Below are 20,918 nucleotides of genomic sequence, written 5' to 3'. Positions count from 1 at the left end.
GTTAGTTTGGTTTGGTAATAACCCCTGCATTTTAATTGTAGGGGTTATTTTTTATAATGTTGACTTCGGGACTTATGGTAATATTGAATTTACTTTGAACTTCATCAATAATTCTGGAAGAAAGGTTCAAGATATCCTGTCCTGTCGCATTTCCATAATTTACCAATACAAGTGCCTGTTTTGAATGAACTCCTGCATCCCCGAATCTTTTTCCCTTGAAACCACATTGCTCAATGAGCCATCCAGCCGGTATTTTATAAATAGAATCGGAGACTTTGTAAAAAGGGGCATTAGGGTTGTCGGCACTAAAAGATTCAAAAAATTCTTTTGAAACTAGTGGGTTTTTAAAGAAACTACCACTATTTCCTAATTCTTTAGGATCGGGCAATTTGCTTTTACGTATGGCGATTACGGCATTGGAAATATCTTTAATGGAAGGGTTTGCAATTGCATCTTTTCTTAATTCTTCTTCAATGGCTCCATAACCCGTATTCAGTTTGTGGTTAATTTTACTCAATGTAAAGGTTACGGAAGTAATTACGTATTTTTCTTTGCCTTCATTTTTAAAGTAAGAATCCCTATATCCGAATTTACATTCTTCCTTAGTGAAAGAAACCAGTTCTTGATCAGCTATTCGAATTGCTTCACAAGAGTGAAATACATCTTTCAGCTCTACCCCGTAGGCACCTATGTTCTGAACAGGTGCCGTGCCAGTGTTTCCAGGAATGAGCGACATGTTCTCCAATCCACCATAACCATGCTCAAGGGTCCAAAGCACCACTTTATGCCAATTTTCACCAGCCATAACCTTTAGGTGTATGGTTTCTGATGTTTCTGATATCGTTTGTTTTCCCTTGAGATCAACATGTATGACCAAGGCGTTGATATCATCAGTTAGAAGCATATTACTGCCGCCACCTAAGAGAATTTTTCGCGGATACTGGTCTTTTGAAAGTATTTCCTGCAAGTCATTTATCGATTCGATCTCAACAAAAAAACGGGCCTTTGCATCAATGCCAAACGTATTGTAATCCTTTAATGAAAAATTTTCCTGAACTACCATTAGCCTTTGTAGCTTTTAAGGGCCTCGCCAAGAATATACACAGCTCTCTTTAAGCTATCCTGATCAAGAACATAGGCTATTCTAATTTGGTTCGAACCTAAGCCCTCGGTAGCATAAAATCCTGCAGCAGGTGCGACCATCACGGTTTCATTGTCAACTCTAAATTCTTCCAATAGCCATTGGGCAAAGTGATCCGCATCTTTTATAGGCAATTCTACAATGCAATAGAATGCACCTTGTGGCCTGGCAATTTTAATGCCTTCTATTTTTTCTAATTCCGATAGCAACAAATTCCTTCGAGCTTCATATTCGGTGTTGACTTCTTTAAAATAACTGTCCGGCGTATCTAAGGCGGCCTCACTCGCTATTTGTGCATAGGTTGGGGGTGAGAGTCGGGCTTGTGCAAACTTTAAAGCCGTTGCAATAAATTCTTTGTTCTTTGAAACTAGAAAACCGATTCGAGCGCCACACATGCTATATCTTTTTGAAACTGAATCTATAATGATGGCATGTTCATCTAAGCCAGGTTCTTTTAAAATAGAGGTATGTGCTTTATTGTCATACGTGAACTCTCTGTACACTTCATCGGCTATGAGAAATATATTTTGTTTTTTTACCAGTGCGGCCAATTTTTGAATCTCTTCTTTGCTATATAAATAGCCGGTAGGATTTCCAGGATTACAGATCAATATAGCTTTAGTTCTTGGCGTGATCAATTTTTCAAAATCCTCAATTGGCGGAAGCGCAAAATTATCCTCCAGTTTTGAAACTACGGGTACGACCGTTACTCCACAAGCAGTGGCGAACCCATTATAATTGGCGTAAAATGGTTCTGGGATGATTATTTCATCATTTGCATCGGCAATAGTGCTCATTGCAAAAGCTAATGCTTCTGAACCACCTGTGGTGACGATGATATCAGAAGCTTCAACGGGTATATTATTTTTAACGTAATAACCGGCAATTTTTTTTCTGAATTCTTCAGAACCTTCTGTACGACTATATTCGAGTACATCAATATCAGTGTTCTTGACGGCATCTAAGGCTTGTTGGGGTGTTTTTATGTCCGGTTGGCCGATGTTTAGATGAATTACCTTGACTCCTTTCTTTTTTGCATTTTCAGCAAAAGGGACAAGTTTGCGTATAGGGGATTGAGGCATGGAAAGCCCTTTGTGGGATACAGATGGCATAATCGATTTATTTTCCACAAAAGTGATAAATGATTATGGTTCTTCCAATTTAATCAGGTTTTATTTGATTTTCGGTAACGCTGTTAAAGTTATTTTTCGAACCGAAAAATTATGTAACTTGATGGGCATAACTAATTCATAACGATTATGTTATATAATTTTAAAACACCTGTGCTTCTAATTTTAGTTTGTTTTGTTTTTTCTGGATCTGCACAGAATTACGAGTTGCCATCAGGTAAGAAATTCCAAAAAATAAAATTTGAACTTATTAATAATTTAATAGTACTTCCGATTGAGGTCAACGGAACTGAGCTTTCATTTGTTTTGGACTCTGGTGTTGGCACCCCGATCCTTTTTAACTTAGCTGACCAAGATTCTCTTCAACTAAATAATGTCTCTGAAATAACAATAAACGGATTGGGAGATGGTGAACCTATAAATGCCCTTAAATCCTCAGGAAATTATGTACAATTGGGTGATGCTAAAAATAGTTCACAAAATATATATGTAGTTATGGATGCGGGGATAAATTTCTCTCCTACCCTAGGAGTTCCCGTTCATGGCATTATAGGGTACGACCTATTTCGCGATTTCGTAGTAGATATTAATTATACGCGAAAGGTATTAAAACTCTATGATCCTAACGTTTCTAAATATGGACGGTCGAAAAATTCGAGATCTTTGGATGTGACGATAGTCGGCAAGAAAGCTTATGTGAATGCACACATAGTTGTAAAGGAAGGAGAAGAGATTCCGGTTAAACTATTAATGGATACTGGGAGCAGTGATGCAGTTTGGCTTTTTGAGGATGAACGGATAAAAATTCCGCAAAAATTTTATGAAGACTTTCTTGGGAAAGGCCTTGCAGGTGAGATATATGGTAAACGCACTAAAATACATCATTTAAAAATTGCTGATTTTGTTCTTAGTGATGCAAAAGCAGCGTTTCCTGATATGGAAACATTCAACACCATAGCTGATTTTGGCGGAAGGAACGGTAGTTTGGGCGGGGAGGTGCTCAAAAGATTCAATATGGTTTTTGATTATCAAAATCAGAAAATAATTTTGAAAAAGAACTCCAATTTCAATAAAATATTTCAATATAACATTAGCGGTATAGATTTACAACATGCAGGGGTTCGCTATGTGTCAGAACGTATCGCGAATGCGAATGGGGTAGTTTACAATAATGAAAAAAGTTATGGAGATGTTCAAATACTGCTACAGGGGGCAACACGACTTAGTTTAGTGCCAGAAATAGTCGTATCGGCCATACGACAAGGAAGTCCTGCCCATTCTGCCGGATTAAAAGAGGGCGATGTGATTTTAGCGGTGAATGGAAAGCGTATTCACCGCTATAAGATTCAAGAAATAATGCACATGCTCAATGATCAGCATGGCAAGAAAGTTAAGGTTTTGGTCGAGCGTTATGATAGCGACCTTTTGTTCAGTTTTATTTTAAAACCACTTTTTGAAGAATAAAAAAAGCCCATCTGCTAAGATGGGCTGTATACTCTTTTAGAGAATTTTATTTGGATCCTGTAGCTTGTACCTCACCTTTTATTTTTAAGACTTTGGTGGGAGTATCTGCATTTGAAATCACGGTAATAGCTTTACGAATAGGGCCTACACGATTGGTGTCATACTTTACTTGGATTTCTCCAGTCTTACCTGGCATGATTGGGTCTTCCGGTTTTTTAGGAATGGTACAACCACAGCTAGAGCTCACCTTACTTATGATAAGTGGAGCCGTTCCGGTGTTCGTGAATTCAAAAACCCTAATTCCATCTGATCCTTTGGCAATTTCGCCGTAATCGACAGTTTCTGATTTAAACTCGATTTTAGCCGCTGTATCTTGCGCAGTTAAGCTAAATCCAAGCAAACCAACAAATAATACAAGTACTATTTTTTTCATCATTTTTAATTTTGGGTGGACGTTAAAATTAAATCTTTTCAGATCAACCTCAAAATCCTTTTGTTATACTCTAACGTTACTTATTTTTGTTTCGTATTTATCTTTGGGAAAAATTCAGCTGAAATGACCGTTAGAGTGTCAGTTCGGCTTTATTTTTAAATACCCAGCTTAACATTAATCAAAAACTGTTCCAAATATGGAAATTCCTTCTAAATATAATCCCCAAGCAACAGAGAGCCATTGGTATGAATACTGGATGAAAAACGGATATTTTCATTCCGTTCCAGATAATCGTGAGCCCTATAGCATTGTAATTCCCCCACCCAATGTTACCGGGGTACTGCATATGGGGCATATGCTGAACAATACAATACAGGATGTTTTGATTAGAAGGGCAAGGTTATTGGGAAAGAATGCTTGTTGGGTACCGGGTACCGACCATGCCTCCATTGCCACCGAGGCTAAAGTTGTGGCAAAATTAAAGGAGGAGGGGATAAATAAAAATGACCTTACACGTGATGAATTTTTAAAGCACGCATGGGACTGGACCCATCAATACGGAGGTATAATTCTTGAACAATTAAAAAAATTGGGCTGCTCCTGTGATTGGGAACGTACCGCGTTTACGATGGATGAAGAGCGGTACAATAGCGTTATCAAGGTTTTTGTAGATTTATTTAATAAAGGATTGATATACCGCGGCTACCGTATGGTGAATTGGGATCCGGAAGCCTTAACGACTTTATCTGATGAAGAGGTTATTTATGAAGAAAAACAGGGGCTTCTATATTATTTGGCCTATCAAATAGAAGGTTCTGAAGAAAAGGTTACTATCGCTACCACCAGACCCGAAACAATTTTAGGCGATACTGCCATTTGTATAAACCCTAATGATGATCGCTTTGGGCATTTAAAGGGTAAAAAAGCCATTGTTCCAATTAGTGGTAGGATAATCCCGATCATAGAAGATGAATACGTGGATATGGAATTTGGTACCGGTTGTTTGAAAGTTACCCCGGCCCATGATATCAACGATAAGGCCCTAGGGGAAAAACATAACTTGGAAACCATTGATATTTTTAATGATAATGCAACGTTGAATAGTTTTGGCCTTCACTATGAAGGAAAAGATAGATTCGTTGTACGAAAGGAAATATCAAAAGAGCTAGAGGAAAAAGGATTCTTGGTAAAGACCGAGACCCATATCAACAAAGTGGGGACTTCTGAGCGTACAAAGGCCGTTATAGAGCCAAAATTGTCCGATCAGTGGTTTCTGAAAATGGAAGATTTGGCCAAACCTGCCTTAGATGCCGTAATTAATAGTGACGATGTAAAACTTTACCCCAAAAAGTTCGAAAATACCTATCGTCATTGGATGGAAAACGTTCGGGATTGGAATATCTCTAGACAATTATGGTGGGGACAGCAAATTCCGGCATTTTATTATGGTGATGATCAAGAAGATTTTGTCGTGGCAACTACTATTAATGAAGCACTGGAACTTGCCAAAGCAAAATCGAACAATACTAATCTGACGATTGATGATCTTAGACAAGATGCCGATGTGTTGGATACTTGGTTTTCTTCTTGGCTTTGGCCTATTAGTGTCTTTGGGGGTGTTTTAGAACCCGATAATGAAGAGGTTAATTATTATTACCCTACAAATGACTTGGTTACCGGACCGGATATTCTATTTTTCTGGGTCGCTAGAATGATTGTTGCTGGATATGAGTTTAGAAATGAGAGGCCATTTGAAAATGTTTATTTTACGGGATTAGTACGTGACAAACAGCGTAGAAAAATGTCCAAATCCCTTGGAAATTCTCCTGACGCCTTAAAATTAATAGAGGATTATGGGGCTGATGGGGTACGGGTCGGATTGTTGTTGAGCTCTGCAGCAGGTAATGATTTAATGTTCGATGAAGATTTGTGTCAACAAGGTAAAAATTTCGCGAATAAAGTTTGGAACGGATTCAGATTGTTGAAAGGTTGGGAAGTGGCAGATTTACCGCAACCAGAAGCTTCTAAGTTAGGTTTGGAGTGGTATGAAGCCAAACTTGGCCAGACCTTAATGGAAATAGAGGATCACTTCAATAAATTCCGTATTTCAGATGCTTTGATGGCTGTTTATAAATTAGTTTGGGACGATTATAGTTCTTGGCTGTTGGAGATTATCAAACCAGCTTATCAACAACCCATAGATAAAATTTCTTTTGATAGGGTAATTCATTTGTTCGAACAGAACCTTAAACTGTTGCATCCTTTTATGCCGTTTTTAACCGAGGAGGTATGGCAGCACATTGCGGAACGAAAAGCAAGTGAAGCCTTGGTAATTGCCGAATGGCCGAAGACCGGCAAAATAAATGAGACGTTGATTTCTCAATTCGATTTTGCTGCTGAGGTGATTGCAGGCGTACGAACGATTAGAAAGGAAAAGAACATTCCCATGAAAGAGACCGTGGAATTATCCGTTTTAAATAATGAAATGGTTAATGCCGATTGGGATGTTATCATTTCAAAACTGACCAATATTTCTACTATCACTTACATTGATGCTCCCTTGGAGGGCGCTTTGACCTTTAGGGTAAAGAGTAATGAATATTTTGTACCTATGGAAGGTGCCATTGATATTGAAGCCGAAATCACCAAAATTCAAGAAGAGCTTAAGTATACGAAAGGGTTCTTGATTTCTGTACAGAAAAAACTATCCAATGAACGTTTTGTAAACAATGCTCCAGAAAATGTGATTTCCTTAGAACGAAAGAAACAAGCTGATGCAGAGGCAAAAATTGAAACGCTTGAAAAAAGTTTGGAGAGCCTAAGTTGATAAAGAGGATAATAATTTCAAATTAATCAAATAAAACGATTTTAAAAGTCTTGTTCTTAATTCATTAGAACGAGACTTTTTTTATGAATGAAATTATCATTCGGTAAGTTTTGTATCTTTAATAGTATCCAAACATGAAAAAAATGAAAAAGCTAAAAAAAGAACATATAAAGCAAGAGGTGTTCGATCTTTATGATGCCTATGCCCATAATAGAATACAAAGGCGTGATTTTGTTCAAAAACTATCGGCATATGCGGTTGGCGGAATTACTGTTGCATCTTTGATGAGTTTTTTAATGCCCAACTATGCTGATACATTTTTGGTAGATAAGAATAATCCAGATTTGGATTCCTCATTTATCATATATAATTCCCCTAAAGGAGGAGGTGAAATCAAAGGGTTGTTGTCCAAACCAAACTCTGCGGATATAAAATTACCGGGTATTGTCGTGGTCCATGAGAATAGAGGTCTCAACCCATATGTCGAAGACACGGCTAGAAGAGCGGCATTGGAAGGTTTTATTACCTTGGCGCCAGATGCTTTGAGTCCTTTAGGTGGTTATCCCGGTAATGATGATGAAGGTAGGGAAATGCAAAGTACGAGGGATAGGAATGAAATGCTAGAAGATTTTATAGCTGGGTTTTATTATTTAAAAAACCATGAATCCTGTAATGGCAAAATCGGAGTAGTCGGTTTTTGTTTTGGAGGTTGGATTTCTAATATGATGGCGGTAAAGGTGTCGGAATTATTGGCCGCTGTACCATTTTATGGGGGTCAGCCAACAGATGGTATAGAAAATATTAATGCCCCCTTGATGCTACAATATGCAGGTTTGGACGAGCGTGTAAATGCAGGATGGCCTGATTATGAGGAAGCGCTTAAGAAAAATGATAAGGAGTACGAAGTATTTTTCTATCCCGATGTAAATCATGGTTTTCACAATACATCGACCCCTCGATATGATAGACCGGCAGCAGAATTGGCATGGCAGCGCACCATGGATTTCTTCAAAGAAAAATTATCATAACTCATTGATAATTAAAGCTTTTTTTTATCGAAAACTGCAGAATAGCGAGGATTTTGAGTTATTATTACTTTGATTTGAGTCAAGTTTTATGCCTTTAAAAATTTAATTTTATACAATAAACAATCTAAAAAAACACATTATGAGAAGTCTTTTATGGTTAGTAGCAGTAATTTGTATAATAATTTGGTTACTTGGGATGTTAGGGGTAGTACCTGGTCTCGCAACTGGTAGTTTAGTTCATATTTTATTAGTTATAGCAGTTATTGTTATTCTTTACAATATAATTTCAGGCAAAAAGGTATTATAGGTCTACAATACTACTGTTCAAAATAAATTTAAGCCCTAGAAAGAAGTTTCGAGGGCTTTTTTTATAAAATAGATAGGAGTTGTAAAGAATCAAAAAAGTAAAATTTCTTAACTTTAGTAAAATTACTTGGATATTAAAAAGTTACATTTTTTGATGTTTTTACTATTGGCCTCTTTTCTAAAGGCTTAATATGATGCCAATTTAAACATTCCTAGTAAAGACGTACAGATTATTACAGCAACCCTCCGGCACCAGAAAGAGAGATGTCTGAGGCAATGGTTCACGGATATGACAGCGATGGAAAGATATTATACTACGCAAAGTAGCCAATAATTTGGTCTACTTGGCAGATGCCCATCGAAGAAAGGTATATGTTTCCTGTCATGCAAAGAGTTTAGAGCCGTTTATGAAGAGGGTAGTTTAACATTCGGCTGAGGGAAAGAACACGAACGAAGAAAGAAAAGTAAGGGGAGAAGAGGTGGTCCAAAGTAAATTGGTCATGCCCAAAGAACCTAGTATGACGTATATCTATTTTGGAGAGGAGGAAGATTACAACAGTGAAACAGGAGAATTGTAAAATAGACAGTTTCGCTATGTCATTTAAACACTCTTCGCTACACCCGAGAGTACGGCACTACGGATTAAACCACACGCTAAAGGAATGCCTAGGCTTATGGATCCGAGAATTTTTCGGGCGCATATAATGATGTCCATTTTAATTGAAAACGATGATTAGACCTTATATACTTGCAGAAACAAATTGGGAGAGCTTAAAAGAAGAGCGGTTCGATCTAGCTATTTTACCTTGGGGAGCCACCGAGGCACATAATTATCATCTTCCGTACGGAACCGACAACATCCAAGCTGAGAATATAGTCGCGTCAGCCGCAAAGCTTTCATGGGAAAAAGGTAAAAAAGTTATTGTTTTACCAACGATACCTTATGGAGTGAATACCGGTCAAAAAGATATTTATTTAGATATGAACCTAAATCCTTCGACGCAGTTGGCAATTTTAAAGGATCTCGTGACCGTGTTGAACAGACAGGGTATTTACAAACTTTTACTTTTTAATGGACACGGAGGCAATAATTTCAAGCCTTTGGTACGGGAATTGGGTTTGATGTTTCCTAAAATGTTCATTAGTTTTTGCTTCTTTCCTCAAATGTTCGATAAGTCAAATTACTTTGAGGAGAAAGGAGATCATGCAGATGAAATGGAAACAAGCCTTATGCTTTACTTAAGACCAGATTTGGTTTTATCAAAAGAAAAATGGGGTAGTGGAGGTGAGCGAAAATTTCGGATAAAGGCATTTTCTGAAGGTTGGGTCTGGGCAGAAAGACAATGGTCCAAAGTTAGCGCAGATACGGGTATCGGTAATCCAGAATTTTCAACAAGAGAGAAGGGAGAACGCTTTTTTGAAGATATCTGTATAAAAATGGATGCTCTGTTCTGCTCACTTTGTGATGCCGATTTAGATGATCTATATGAATGAATCGAAAAAAGAAGCTTCAGTACTACTTTTTAGTAAGGAAAATTAAATTGCTAAAAGATTTACTTTTTAATCCTGAATTTGAAGTAATTAAAATATCTATTTTGAGACTCACAAGCGCACTGAGAATTATGAGATTTTTAAATATGTATTGAGCGACTAGCGTTACGGCAAACCCTCCGTTTCCGAATATGAGTTCAGGAAACATAAATAAGGGGCTAAATGTTAAAATAATGTGGATGATTGCGAAATTAATCGTAGTGTTCTTTTGCCAGTTCATTAATAAAAATAAACCAATACCCGTTTCTATAAATGCCAAAACGATGAGTCCTAAATTAGAGGGTACCAGACCCAAGCTTAATGTGTAGATGGTATTTTTCGCTAATTCTTCGGCAGGACTTAAAGCGGGAAAGAACTTCAAAACTCCAAAAACGAAATAGACCATACCTATGGATATGCGAAGAATTTTGCTTTTAAGTTTATCAAGGTGCTTCATGGGTTGCTACGAGGATTAATTGTTATTCTTGTTTTTTGAATTCATTCAGTAATTCAGGGGATATTTTGACTTTGTTGGATGGAATACGATACGATACCCCAAAATTTATCACATAATCAGCAAAGGCAGCGTCCCCATTTCTTGGAGTGCCTGTACTTTTTTCGGTCTGTAGATCAGTTATACTTTGTGGTCTATCCCTACGAATAGCGAAAGGAACATTTAAGTTGAAAGAGAGGTTTTTTTTATTAATGGCTAGACCAGGGTCTATAGAAAGAACATTGCCAGGTCTTCTGAAACCTTCATTTCCGCCAATTAAATCCTTAACAGGAATACAATCGAATCGAGCTCCAAGGGAACTTGATAGTAATGGGGATATGCTATGACTTAATCCTGATCTTATGGAATATTGATCAGGAACGGACATAATAGATTCATTCTCAAGAATAGGGCTTAATGTTTCCCTAAATGTTCTAATACCATTGGTCTCTCTAGGATTGAGTAGATAAAAACCACTTGCGTAACCAAAAAAACCGGTAGAAATTTTTTGGTAGATCTGAAAATCCAAAGTTAGTCCAAATCCCCCATCCCCTGGTTGAATCGACTGGTCTACCGGTCTGGTTTGGGGTTCACCATTAGGGCCAACATTGTAAAATATATCAGATGCATTGTAATTGCCTGTGGGGAGTTTAACCCCTAAACCAATGGCCATATTACCGTTTAAATTTTCTTCAGGATTGAGTACCCAAAATCCTAATCCAAAGCGAATATCACCCAATCCTCTTGAAAATGTAGTGTTTCTTTCCTCTCGCCCATGTTCATATAAAGATGATCTAGAATTGAAAACTGTAGGAATGGTAATACTTGTATATATTCTTTTGTTAATCCCTATAGTAGCAAAAAAATCGGTAGCGTGCGAGTAATTGATAACTTCAGTATTGTTGGTGATACGGTCGGGCTCTTCTTCAGTACCTCGAAAGTGTCTAAAAGATTTAAAATACCTATAATTCATACCAATTTGTATATCTCCTTTATCCAAAAGATTATTCTCTAGGCTATTTCCTACGCAAGAGGAAAAATGACGAATGGCCACACAACCTTGGGCCTCAAGGTGAGATGCTGCTAAAAGCATCACAAGTATTACGATTATCCGATATATATTTGCCATAGTTTTATTTAAAAACAAATGGCCAACTCCACTCAACAAACAGTTGGCCATTACAAGAAATTGTTTAAAAACATTAATTTAACTGAAGATTAATTATTTAACCGCTACCAAAGTAGATCTATTCTTATTAGGTTCGAATTAACTGTTCGGTAAAAATGATTAATGAAAAGTTAATGAGATTAATGAAAGATTAAGTTTTGTTAATTGTTCGAACTAATTGAGTTTCTTTATATAAGATTTTGAAAAAAAGAAACATATATATTGCGTTATTTCTTATATCCATAACTGGACTGGCTATCGTTCAATACCAGTATTTAAAAATAGGTTTGAACCTTGCAAAAGTACAGTTCAATACAAGTTTGGGAAGGGTAAGTGATGAAATAGCCCTAGGATTAAGAACTGAAAATCAATTAACCTATTTAATAGGAAGAGCTTTAAAAGAGGATACTTCGTATTTTAAAATTAGTATCGACAGTGTGCAAGATGCATCAAGATATTTTCTGAACGATTTTATTACAGAAAAACTGGCCACAAATGGTATAGATACCGATTTTACTTATAGGTTGATTTCTAAGGATTCTACCTATTACTTGGAATCTCCTATTAAATTTAAAATAGATGGGGATATTGAGACCTATCCTATTGAAATTAGTGGTTATTTACCCAAAATTTTTGAAAGACCGGTTCTTTTAGAATTGCAGTTTAAAAATTTGAACAGTTATTTTTTAACCAAACTTAATGGGCTTACGTTGCCTAGTTTACTTTTTATCTTGGGTATTTTTATTGCAGTCGTCTGGGTTTTAAGAACGTATTACTGGCAACGAAATGTTATTACCACCACTAATGAATTTATTAATAATCTTACGCACGAATTAAAGACCCCGGTATTTTCTATCGGTTTGGCAACTAAGATTTTAAATGAATCTGCTTTTACAGAACAAAAACCTATTTTGAACATAATAAAGCAACAGGTCAAAAGACTTACCATACATATTGATAAAGTCTTGGAGTTGGGAAATCTAGAATCTGATAAAAATGTGCTACAACTTGAAAATGTTGATTTCAGACCTTATTTAAGTAGACTTTGCGAAGAGTTCAGTACATTGATTTCAATTGAAAATGTTTCGTTTAACTACACTTTGGAGGAAAGGGCCTTTATAATCAAGGCCGCAGTTTTTCATCTAGAAAATGCCGTAAATAATATACTTGATAATGCAAAAAAGTATTCGCTAACTCCGAAAATTGAATTAAATGCATTTATAAAAAAAAGTAAGTTGATAATTGAAATTAGTGATAATGGTGTAGGTCTATCACAAGAAGATAAAGAAAAAATATTTGTTAAATATTATAGGGTTAGTGATGCCGACGGGGCTCAAGCAATTAAGGGTTATGGACTTGGTTTGAGCTATGTAAAAAAAGTAATCGAGAAACATAAGGGAAGTGTGTCCATTGAAAGCGAGAAAGGAAAAGGATCTAAAATATCTATTATAATCCCTATTCAGAATGAGCAGTATAAAGCATAGAATAATATTAGTAGAAGATAGTACGGACCTTGGCTATTTATTGACGGAGTATTTGAAAATGAAAGATTTTGAAGTTAAATGGTTTACAAATGGTATGGATGCGTTAAAAATAATCGAGAAAACCAAGTTTGATTTAGCGATTCTAGATGTTACCATGCCAGGAATGGATGGTTTTAGTTTGGCTGAAAAAATTAAGGAAAAACATGAGGATCTACCATTTTTATTTCTAACGGCCAGATCATTAAAGGTTGATGTACTCAGAGGGTTTTATCTAGGGGCGGTTGACTATTTGAAAAAACCAATAGATGAAGAAGAATTGGTAATTAGAATTAAGAATCTGCTATCAAGAATGAACAGCGAAAAGGAAGTAGCAGCATCTGAATACCAGTTTAAGTTGGGTAAATACATTTTGAATTCAATGAACCAAGAACTCCTATTTGAAAATGAGGTAGTTCGTCTTACCACTAAAGAAAGTGAGTTACTTAAGTTTTTAGTGGTGCATAAGAATGAGCTATGTGGTCATAAAGACATATTGATTAAGCTATGGGGCAGAAATGATATTTTCAATAAAAAAAGTTTAAATGTATTCATTACAAAGCTTAGAAAATATTTAGAAAAGGATAGTACTATTAGTATAAATAATATCCATGGTCAAGGATTTATTTTTCGAATAAAAGAATAACCGCCAGTGGTATAAATTACTTCAATTCTTTTGAAACTAAAGCGATGTAAGATTTCATAGCCTGTTTTTCATTTATATTCTTGGCTTGAAACAAAGCATTGGCCTTAAAGGCATTGATTAACGGAGTTTTACTGCCTGGGTTATCAAAATTCGCATTTGCTATTTTGTAATAGGCATATAATTTTAAAAGTACATCTGCCGGAATAGGCTCTGTAAAATTGTTTACAAAAGCAACAGCCTCTTCAAAATCAATATGTAGTTTCTTCTTTTTCATTTGGGTCAATAAAAGTTGCGATGCATGTTTCCGCTCCTTTTACTTTTTGATTCAGTTTTACATTTATTTGGCAATCTAAAGGTAAGAACAAGTCAACTCTGGAGCCAAATTTTATAAAACCTGAATCCTCACCCTGTTGTACGTTTTCTCCTTTTTCCGCATAATTTACTATGCGTCTGGCCATTGCTCCTGCTATTTGTCGGTATAAAATCTCTCCGAATTTAGGTGTTTTAATAACCACGGTGGTTCTTTCATTCTCCTCACTAGATTTTGGGTGCCATGCTACCAAATATTTACCAGGATGATATTTCGAAAAAATGATACTTCCACTTGCGGGATATCTTGTGACATGTACATTGGTGGGGGACATGAAAATTGAAACTTGTCTTCTTTTTTCCTGGAAAAATTCTTTTTCAAATACTTCTTCGATTACAACAACCTTTCCGTCGACAGGTGAGAGGATTTCATTGAAATTTTTAGCAGCGATTCTTTTCGGATTTCTAAAAAACTGTAGAATGGCTACCATTGCAATGAGACCAATTAATTGAACGGTTAATTTGAGCCACGAAATATCGATAAAAAAATGTGCGAGGATTACACTGATACCTACTAAGAAAAAAGAAAATAGGATGATTTTCTGCCCCTCCCTATGAAACATAACTGAAAATATTTAAAGTTAAATACGCGAACGGCGCCGCAAATACTAAGCTATCCAACCGATCTAACATGCCCCCGTGACCTGGTAAAATAGCCCCACTATCCTTAACACCAGCGGCCCTTTTTAATTTGGATTCTACTAAATCTCCCAAACTACCCGCAATAACAATAACCGTTGCCAATAACATCCATTGTAACGGACTAATAAGTTGTTCAAGGGTTGCTATAAGGTAAGCAGCGCCAAGTGCAAAGATATAACCCCCTAAGGTTCCTTCAACGGTTTTTTTCGGAGAAACAGAAGGAAATAATTTTGTTCTGCCTATGCTTTTGCCTACAAGGTATGCAAATGAGTCATTTACCCAGATCAAAATGAATATTCCCATTATTAATAACTTGGCAAATGCATCGTTTTTATAAGGAATCATGGTTAAGAAAATACATCCACCACCGATATAAAAGAGCCCTATGACAAATTTTAGGAAGGTATTGTGTTTAATATTTCTTTTAGAAAAAAGATTTACGAGTAAATAAACGTCAACTATAATGGTAATGAACATTAATATATTTATCAATTGCTGATCCTTGACCAAATAAATAAATGCCCACCATAGGGCTAAATAGGCAGCAAATATATGATAACCCTTTAAGCCAACGAGTTTTTTGTATTCATATAAACAAGCTAGACCAAAGGTCATGAATAAAAAATCGAAAGCATCAGAACTTAGAAAAACTGCCGATAATAAAAGTATAATATAGACAGCCCCCGTTAGTGACCTTCTTAAAATTTCTTTCATACTATAAATCCTCCAAAAGTAAAAGATAGAGATTTTTAGTACTACTACCATACGTTAGAAAATCATCGGAGTTTTCTTTGGTAGCTTTAAAGTGTTTTAAGGTTGTGATATTGGCCGGAATTCTTTGGCCATATTTTCTCTTTATTGTTTTTAAACCCTCTCCAATAGATTCGACCAATTGACTCGTAGTGGCGAAAACCACTACGTTACTTGGAAGTTCATTTACCTTTCGCTCTTTTAATTGATTGGAACATACCAATATGCTTCCGTTTTGTGCAATTAAATGCTCACAGGTAGTAAAGAAAACTTCACTTTTTCTGGGATTTTCGGTAAAGGTGATAGGTTCTTTTTTAAATTTCTCAGATAATCTATCGTTCATTACATAGAATGGCTCATTTTGCCAGCTATTCTCTTCTATAATGCTCTTTAAGGCCTTTGATACTTCTCCATCTGAAATACAGTAAATGAATTTTCCTCCATTTTGTTTGAAATGGATAGTGAATTTTTCATCCACGGGAATATTTATATCTGGCATGTGCTCCCCTCGGGTTTCTGCGGTTTCCTTTGAAACCTTCTTCTTGCCGCCACCAAATAAAATATCTAAAAGCCCCATTTATAGTTTTAAAATAATTGCCTACCCAAGTTATGCAATATTATTTATTTTCTGTTATTTCTTTCTCTTCCGTTGTATTATTATCTTCAAGTTCTTTAAGCTTACTCTCATTTTCCATAGCCAAAATATCCTTCTCAAAATTTCTCTTGCCGAATATTTTTTCTAAATCTTCCTTAAAGATAACCTCTTTCTCCAATAATCTTTCCGCTAATGTGGTCAGCTTATCCTTGTTATCCGTTAGAACTTGAATCGCTCTTTGATATTGCTCCTCAATTATTTTAGATATTTCAGCGTCAATCTTTCTAGCGGTATCTTCACTGTAAGGTTTTGAGAATCCATAATTATCCTGGCCTGAGGAATCATAATAGGTAAGGTTTCCAATCTCTTCATTTAGACCGTAGATAGTAACCATGGCCCGAGCTTGTTTGGTTACTTTTTCCAAGTCGCTCAAAGCACCAGTTGATATTTTATTGAAAATCACTTTTTCAGCAGCCCTACCACCCATGGTTGCACACATTTCGTCAAGCATTTGTTCGGGCCTAACGATTAAGCGCTCTTCGGGAAGATACCAAGCCGCACCTAAAGATTGTCCTCTAGGAACAATGGTTACTTTTACTAACGGTGCAGCATGCTCTAACATCCAACTTGTCGTTGCATGACCAGCTTCGTGATATGCTATTGTTTCTTTTTCTCCCGGAGTGATGATTTTATTTTTCTTCTCAAGACCACCAACTATTCTATCGACGGCATCTAGAAAATCTTGTTTTGTCACTGCTTTTTTCTCTTTACGGGCGGCAATTAAAGCAGCTTCGTTACAAACATTCGCAATATCTGCACCAGAGAAACCAGGGGTTTGTCGAGCCAAGAAATCCAAATCTAATGTTTCGGCTGTTTTAATAGGTCTAAGATGTACCTCAAAAATTTCTTTACGCTCCCTGATATCGGGTAGATCAACATAAATCTGTCTGTCAAAACGACCGGCACGCATTAAAGCCTTATCTAAAACATCGGCTCGGTTAGTAGCAGCCAATACAATAACGTTTGTATTGGTACCAAAACCATCCATTTCTGTCAATAATTGGTTCAAGGTATTTTCACGTTCATCGTTAGATCCAGTGAAATTGTTTTTACCTCTTGCCCGCCCAATGGCATCGATCTCATCAATAAAAATAATGGCAGGAGATTTATCTTTTGCTTGCTTAAAAAGGTCACGGACTCTAGAAGCACCAACACCAACGAACATTTCAACGAAATCTGAACCTGATAGCGAGAAAAAAGGAACTTTAGCTTCACCGGCTACCGCCTTGGCTAAAAGTGTCTTACCCGTACCTGGAGGGCCTACCAGTAATGCTCCTTTGGGGATTTTACCACCTAAGGAAGTATATTTGTCTGGATTTCTTAAAAACTCCACAATTTCCTCTACCTCTTCTTTAGCACCTTCTAAACCGGCAACATCTTTAAATGATGTTCTTGTATCGGTTTTTTCATCGAAGAGCTTCGCTTTTGACTTACCAATGTTGAAAATTTGGCCGCCTGCGCCGCCGCCGCCGCCGCCGGACATTCTTCTCATCAAATAAATCCAAATACCTATAATCAGGATAAAAGGGAGCAACGACAATAAAAAGTCAAGAATAGCCGTAGATTCTTTCCCAAATTCTATAATCGTGTCTAGGTTATTTTCTTTTTTAATCTCAGTGATTTCGTTTTGAAATATCTGAAGATCGCCATAATCTAAGGTGTACTGCGGTACATTACCTGTGGATGGTAGAAAAGACTTCTCATTTACATCCTTATGGACTTCTTTTTTAATAGCTTCATCGGTCAAGAAAACTTTTGCCTGATTCGTATTGGTAATAATCAAAATCTTTTTGACGTCACCATTTCTTAAATACTCCTGAAGTTCAGAAGTGGTTGTTTTCTTGGTGCTAGCTAAATCGTCACTATTGAATAATTGAAATCCAATAAGTAATACTGCTACTAGTCCATAAATCCACCAAGAACTGAATTTGGGTTTTTTAGGAGTGGTACTATTTTCTTTTGCCATTATATTTTTTTATTGATTAACGCTACTTTCTATGGTTGTGAACTTTGCATCACCCCATAGACCTTCTATGTCATAGAATTCACGGATTTGTTTTTGGAATACATGAACGACCACATTTACATAGTCCATTAGTACCCACTCTGCATTATCCTCGCCTTCTACGTGCCAAGGTTTGTCCTTAATCGCTTTGCTTACTGTTTTTTGGATAGAACCTACAATTGCATTTACATGCGTATTGGAAGTACCGTTGCAAACAATGAAGTAATCACAAACGGTATTCTCAATTTCCCTTAAATCCAAAAGATTTATATTGTGTCCCTTTACTTCTTCAACTCCCTGTATAATTAATGCAATTAACTCATCTGCGCTAGTTTTCCTTTCCTGCATTCAAAAATTTTAGTTTTTTACAAAGTTATTATTTTTTTGTTCTTTTAGGTCTAGTTTTTAACAATACATTAAAGATTCATATTAAGTACTGCAAATGCAAATAATCAAACTTAGTGCCACGGAATCTACGAACACCTATTTGAAGGCGTTGGCTACAAAAAACAAGCTTCAGGATTTTACGGTCGTAACCACTCAAAACCAAACATCTGGGAGAGGGCAGATGGACGCTAAGTGGGAATCTGAAGAAGGTAAGAACTTGGCTTTCAGTATTTTGAAAAAAGAATTCGGTTTAAATGTTAATCAGGCTTTCCTGATAAGTATAAGTGTGTCTTTAGCGATTTTAGATGGTTTGAAGCAATTGGGAATTCCAAAACTGAGTATCAAATGGCCTAACGACATTCTGTCAGGTGACCGTAAAATAGGAGGTATACTTATAGAGAATATGATTTCAGGTTCTAAAATACGAAGTAGTGTAATCGGATTTGGATTGAACGTGAATCAAGATAGTTTCAAAAATATACCTCATGCAGCTTCCTTAAAAGAGATTGTGGGTCGTAGTTTTGATCTTGATGAAGTTCTATACGTTTTAATCGAGAATTTGAATAAGCATTTAATGAAGCCAATAGATTTTCTGGAGGAAGAACTTTTTGCGGCATATCATGCCAACCTATACAGAATTGGAAAGTTATCGAAATTTAGGATTCAAGGGAAGGAGTTTGTAAACGGAGTCATTAAAGGTATTACTGATAGCGGAAAGCTGCAGGTTGAAATGCAGAATTCAAATGTTGAGGAATTCGGATTAAAAGAAATTCAACTAATCTATTAAAGCTTCCCTAAATTTTTAGATAAGGTATTGATAAAGTTGGTAATCGGGGTTTTTACCATCATTGCCATCATGGCATTGAATTCTCCTGAAAAACTTAAAGTCACCTCACTTTTATCGGCCCCCATTTCAGAAATATCTGCAGTTAAGGTAAAGGGTAATTTCTCACTTGCTGCCCCTAAAACCAGTTTCTTGAAAGGATTTTGCTCTTTTTTCTCCAAAACAATTTCTGGCATTCCTTTTAAAGCGAAAAGAAATCTGATTTCACTTAAAACCTCGAATTTATCGATGTTTTCGGGCATCAATTGTTCAAAGTTTGATAATTCGTTCAAGAAGTTGTATGTCTCCTCCTTACTTTTTGATACTTCGACTTTTGGTGTTTCTATAAACATAATTACTTAGCTGTCCATTGTGAAGGATTCTTCCTCCATTCCATTAGTGTTATTAATTGTTCCGCTTTTATGTAGCCGGTTTCAGAAGCCTGTTCGATAAGAAATTCGTAACTACTTAACGTATGTAGTTCGGTTTTCCTTTCTTCGAAATTAGACGCGGCAGTTTCAAAACCGTACGTGAAAATGGCTAACATGCCTTTTACTTTTGCGTCGACCTCTCTTAGGGCATCAACCGCGTTTAAGCTACTTTTTCCGGTACTTATGAGATCTTCTATGACCACAACGGTTTGGTGAGCTTCCACATGGCCTTCTATCTGATTTTGCCTACCGTGGGACTTTGGCTCTGGTCGTACATAGGCAAAAGGTAAATTAAGTTTATCGGCTACCAATGCTCCTATTCCAATGGCCCCAGTGGCAACACCTACGATACAATCTGGCTTTCCATATAAATGTTCTACCTGTTTTGCCATTTCATCACGGATGTAATTTCTGATGATGGGATAAGACAATAGAATTCTATTGTCACAGTAGATAGGAGATTTCCAACCGGACGCCCAAGTAAAAGGATTTTCCGGTTTCAATTTTATTGCATTAATTTGCAGCAGAAGCTCTGCTGTTTTTTTAGCCGTGTTCTTGTCTAAAACCATGACGCAAATGTATAAAGTTTTTGTTAATGAATTGCCTTTGATTTTAACAAATAAGCTCTCTGAGGCAGCAAATGGGGAGTATTTTTTGCTCAATCAAGATTCCATACAGGAGGCTATTAAATCGTTGAAAAAGAAAAAATTAGAAGAAGCGTATATATATCACCCTAACCATGAAGAGATTTTAAAAAAGTTTACTCAGGAAATTCCTTTGGTGGTTGCCGCCGGTGGCGTTGTTACCAATGAAAAAGGAAAGGTTTTGTTTATCTATAGAAATGATAAATGGGATTTGCCTAAGGGAAAATTGGACAAAGGGGAGTCAATTGAAGACTGTGCCATTCGAGAAGTCATGGAAGAAACTGGTGTAAAGGGGCTTAAAATCGAAAATTTTCTTAGAACTACCTACCATGTTTTTAAAAATAGTGGGGTGTATACTTTAAAGCAGGTTCACTGGTATGCTATGAAAACGGATTATACCGGAAAATTGAAGCCTGAAAAAAAAGAAGGAATTGTAAAGGTGAAATGGAAAGGACCCATTAAAATTCAGAAGGCACTTCAGAATTCATATGTGAATATTAAGATTTTGTTTGAAGGAGATTAGATT

Annotated in this window: 22 protein-coding genes; 9 read left to right on the top strand and 13 right to left on the bottom strand. The window is 36.4% G+C overall.

Annotated elements, in window-relative coordinates; all coding sequences use genetic code 11:
• Nucleotides 1-31: 31 nt before the first annotated feature.
• Together murB and ACNR9Q_RS16505 are read right to left on the bottom strand one after the other, a co-directional pair.
• Entirely contained in the window at nucleotides 32-1,063 is a 1,032-nt protein-coding gene (gene murB / locus ACNR9Q_RS16510; protein WP_419212324.1) for a UDP-N-acetylmuramate dehydrogenase, read from the bottom strand.
• A complete protein-coding gene (locus ACNR9Q_RS16505) occupies nucleotides 1,063-2,253 on the bottom strand; it encodes a pyridoxal phosphate-dependent aminotransferase (RefSeq protein ID WP_419212323.1) in 1,191 nt (396 codons plus the stop codon). The genes murB and ACNR9Q_RS16505 overlap by 1 nt, the downstream gene beginning before the upstream one ends.
• A 171-nt stretch (nucleotides 2,254-2,424) precedes the next feature.
• Between ACNR9Q_RS16505 and ACNR9Q_RS16500 the strand changes: the two genes are divergently transcribed.
• Complete coding sequence (locus ACNR9Q_RS16500; RefSeq protein ID WP_419212322.1) at nucleotides 2,425-3,735, top strand: aspartyl protease family protein; 1,311 nt, start codon at nucleotides 2,425-2,427, stop codon at nucleotides 3,733-3,735.
• Nucleotides 3,736-3,781: 46 nt separating this feature from the next.
• Here the strand turns inward: ACNR9Q_RS16500 and ACNR9Q_RS16495 are convergent, their stop codons facing one another.
• Nucleotides 3,782-4,171 carry a DUF1573 domain-containing protein gene (locus tag ACNR9Q_RS16495; RefSeq protein WP_419212321.1) on the bottom strand — a complete coding sequence of 130 codons (390 nt, stop codon included), beginning with the start codon at nucleotides 4,169-4,171 and terminating at the stop codon, nucleotides 3,782-3,784.
• 193 nt (nucleotides 4,172-4,364) lie between these two features.
• Here ACNR9Q_RS16495 and ACNR9Q_RS16490 point away from each other — a divergent pair, with 193 nt between their 5' ends.
• The 4 genes from ACNR9Q_RS16490 to ACNR9Q_RS16475 all read left to right on the top strand — a co-directional run bounded on the left by ACNR9Q_RS16490 (nucleotide 4,365) and on the right by ACNR9Q_RS16475 (nucleotide 9,823).
• On the top strand, nucleotides 4,365-6,995 hold the full coding sequence (locus tag ACNR9Q_RS16490) for a valine--tRNA ligase (protein ID WP_419212320.1): 2,631 nt from the start codon (nucleotides 4,365-4,367) through the stop codon (nucleotides 6,993-6,995).
• 143 nt (nucleotides 6,996-7,138) lie between these two features.
• Nucleotides 7,139-8,023: a dienelactone hydrolase family protein gene (locus ACNR9Q_RS16485; protein WP_419212319.1), complete on the top strand. Its 885-nt coding sequence runs from the start codon at nucleotides 7,139-7,141 to the stop codon at nucleotides 8,021-8,023.
• 139 nt (nucleotides 8,024-8,162) lie between these two features.
• Nucleotides 8,163-8,330, top strand: a complete 168-nt coding sequence (locus ACNR9Q_RS16480; protein ID WP_405413482.1) for a lmo0937 family membrane protein — start codon at nucleotides 8,163-8,165, stop codon at nucleotides 8,328-8,330.
• A 728-nt stretch (nucleotides 8,331-9,058) separates the two neighbouring features.
• Nucleotides 9,059-9,823 (top strand): creatininase family protein, encoded by a 765-nt coding sequence (locus ACNR9Q_RS16475; RefSeq protein WP_419212318.1) that lies wholly within the window; start codon nucleotides 9,059-9,061, stop codon nucleotides 9,821-9,823.
• Between the two features lie 22 nt (nucleotides 9,824-9,845).
• Here ACNR9Q_RS16475 and ACNR9Q_RS16470 read toward each other — a convergent pair whose 3' ends face one another.
• Together ACNR9Q_RS16470 and ACNR9Q_RS16465 are read right to left on the bottom strand one after the other, a co-directional pair.
• Complete coding sequence (locus ACNR9Q_RS16470; protein WP_419212317.1) at nucleotides 9,846-10,316, bottom strand: hypothetical protein; 471 nt, start codon at nucleotides 10,314-10,316, stop codon at nucleotides 9,846-9,848.
• Nucleotides 10,317-10,338: 22 nt separating this feature from the next.
• A complete protein-coding gene (locus ACNR9Q_RS16465; protein ID WP_419212316.1) occupies nucleotides 10,339-11,481 on the bottom strand; it encodes a transporter in 1,143 nt (380 codons plus the stop codon).
• A gap of 239 nt (nucleotides 11,482-11,720) precedes the next feature.
• Between ACNR9Q_RS16465 and ACNR9Q_RS16460 the strand changes: the two genes are divergently transcribed.
• Both ACNR9Q_RS16460 and ACNR9Q_RS16455 read left to right on the top strand, forming a co-directional pair.
• Entirely contained in the window at nucleotides 11,721-13,004 is a 1,284-nt protein-coding gene (locus tag ACNR9Q_RS16460) for a sensor histidine kinase (RefSeq protein WP_419212315.1), read from the top strand.
• Entirely contained in the window at nucleotides 12,985-13,686 is a 702-nt protein-coding gene (locus ACNR9Q_RS16455) for a response regulator transcription factor (RefSeq protein WP_419212314.1), read from the top strand. The genes ACNR9Q_RS16460 and ACNR9Q_RS16455 overlap by 20 nt, the downstream gene beginning before the upstream one ends.
• 16 nt (nucleotides 13,687-13,702) lie before the next feature.
• Here ACNR9Q_RS16455 and ACNR9Q_RS16450 read toward each other — a convergent pair whose 3' ends face one another.
• The 6 genes from ACNR9Q_RS16450 to rsfS are packed head-to-tail and all read right to left on the bottom strand — an operon-like array spanning nucleotide 13,703 to nucleotide 18,455.
• On the bottom strand, nucleotides 13,703-13,960 hold the full coding sequence (locus tag ACNR9Q_RS16450) for an acyl-CoA-binding protein (protein ID WP_419212313.1): 258 nt from the start codon (nucleotides 13,958-13,960) through the stop codon (nucleotides 13,703-13,705).
• The gene (locus ACNR9Q_RS16445) at nucleotides 13,935-14,618 is read right to left on the bottom strand and encodes a phosphatidylserine decarboxylase family protein (protein ID WP_419212312.1); all 684 of its coding nucleotides are present in this window, start codon (nucleotides 14,616-14,618) and stop codon (nucleotides 13,935-13,937) included. Before ACNR9Q_RS16445 ends, ACNR9Q_RS16450 begins: the two co-directional genes overlap by 26 nt.
• Nucleotides 14,608-15,411: a phosphatidate cytidylyltransferase gene (locus ACNR9Q_RS16440; protein WP_419212311.1), complete on the bottom strand. Its 804-nt coding sequence runs from the start codon at nucleotides 15,409-15,411 to the stop codon at nucleotides 14,608-14,610. Before ACNR9Q_RS16440 ends, ACNR9Q_RS16445 begins: the two co-directional genes overlap by 11 nt.
• Nucleotide 15,412: 1 nt before the next feature.
• Nucleotides 15,413-16,024: an LUD domain-containing protein gene (locus ACNR9Q_RS16435; RefSeq protein ID WP_419212310.1), complete on the bottom strand. Its 612-nt coding sequence runs from the start codon at nucleotides 16,022-16,024 to the stop codon at nucleotides 15,413-15,415.
• Between the two features lie 40 nt (nucleotides 16,025-16,064).
• Complete coding sequence (gene ftsH / locus ACNR9Q_RS16430) at nucleotides 16,065-18,068, bottom strand: ATP-dependent zinc metalloprotease FtsH (RefSeq protein WP_419212309.1); 2,004 nt, start codon at nucleotides 18,066-18,068, stop codon at nucleotides 16,065-16,067.
• Between the two features lie 9 nt (nucleotides 18,069-18,077).
• The gene (rsfS, locus tag ACNR9Q_RS16425; protein WP_419212308.1) at nucleotides 18,078-18,455 is read right to left on the bottom strand and encodes a ribosome silencing factor; all 378 of its coding nucleotides are present in this window, start codon (nucleotides 18,453-18,455) and stop codon (nucleotides 18,078-18,080) included.
• Between the two features lie 94 nt (nucleotides 18,456-18,549).
• On the opposite strand from rsfS, the gene ACNR9Q_RS16420 reads away from it, so the two are divergent.
• Nucleotides 18,550-19,281, top strand: a complete 732-nt coding sequence (locus tag ACNR9Q_RS16420) for a biotin--[acetyl-CoA-carboxylase] ligase (RefSeq protein ID WP_419212307.1) — start codon at nucleotides 18,550-18,552, stop codon at nucleotides 19,279-19,281.
• Here ACNR9Q_RS16420 and ACNR9Q_RS16415 read toward each other — a convergent pair.
• On the bottom strand, nucleotides 19,278-19,670 hold the full coding sequence (locus ACNR9Q_RS16415; RefSeq protein ID WP_419212306.1) for an SRPBCC family protein: 393 nt from the start codon (nucleotides 19,668-19,670) through the stop codon (nucleotides 19,278-19,280). The genes ACNR9Q_RS16420 and ACNR9Q_RS16415 overlap by 4 nt on opposite strands.
• Nucleotides 19,671-19,672: 2 nt before the next feature.
• Entirely contained in the window at nucleotides 19,673-20,317 is a 645-nt protein-coding gene (pyrE, locus tag ACNR9Q_RS16410) for an orotate phosphoribosyltransferase (RefSeq protein ID WP_419212305.1), read from the bottom strand.
• Nucleotides 20,318-20,324: 7 nt separating this feature from the next.
• On the opposite strand from pyrE, the gene ACNR9Q_RS16405 reads away from it, so the two are divergent.
• Nucleotides 20,325-20,915, top strand: a complete 591-nt coding sequence (locus ACNR9Q_RS16405; RefSeq protein ID WP_419212304.1) for an NUDIX hydrolase — start codon at nucleotides 20,325-20,327, stop codon at nucleotides 20,913-20,915.
• Nucleotides 20,916-20,918: the final 3 nt, after the last annotated feature.

Source organism: Maribacter sp. X9 (assembly GCF_048537565.1).
In the GTDB taxonomy this organism is placed as follows: Bacteria; Bacteroidota; Bacteroidia; order Flavobacteriales; family Flavobacteriaceae; genus Maribacter.
The sequence above is the reverse complement of the archived record's forward strand: the minus strand, read 5'-3'. Positions and strand labels throughout refer to the sequence as shown.